The organism is Rhizobium sp. 18055 (assembly GCF_902706285.1).
Classification (GTDB): Bacteria; Pseudomonadota; Alphaproteobacteria; order Rhizobiales; family Rhizobiaceae; genus Rhizobium.
Genome location: NZ_CACSKD010000218.1, coordinates 1 through 465, shown reverse-complemented (window position 1 = coordinate 465; position 465 = coordinate 1). Strand labels below are relative to the sequence as shown.

1 protein-coding gene is annotated in these 465 nt (G+C 70.3%); it reads right to left on the bottom strand.

Features of this window, described 5'->3' with window-relative positions:
- Nucleotides 1-465: FAD-dependent oxidoreductase (locus GVL52_RS28810; RefSeq protein WP_160012724.1), on the bottom strand; the 465-nt coding region annotated here is incomplete at both ends.

Below are 465 nucleotides of genomic sequence, written 5' to 3'. Positions count from 1 at the left end.
CCCGCGAACTCCAGCACGGTGACGTGGGCCACCACGCCGGCCAGGTCGATCGCGGCTTCGACGCCAGAGTTGCCGCCGCCGATCACCGCCACGCGCTTGCCCTTGAAGAGCGGGCCGTCGCAGTGCGGGCAGTAGGTGACGCCCTTGGTGCGGTACTGCTCCTCGCCCGGCACGTTCATGTTGCGCCAGCGCGCGCCGGTGGAGATGATCACGGTGCGCGACGAGAGCGTGCCGCCGTTCTCCAGCTCGACCTCGACCAGGCCGCCTTCGGTGGCGGCGGGGCGCAGCGCGCGGGCACGCTGCAGGTTCATCAGGTCGACCTCGTAGTCGCGCACGTGCTGCTCCAGCGCGGCGGCGAACTTCGGGCCGTCGGTCTTGCTGACCGAGATGTAGTTCTCGATGTCGAGCGTGTCGTTCACCTGGCCGCCGAAGCGCTCGGCCGCGATGCCGGTGCGGATGCCCTTG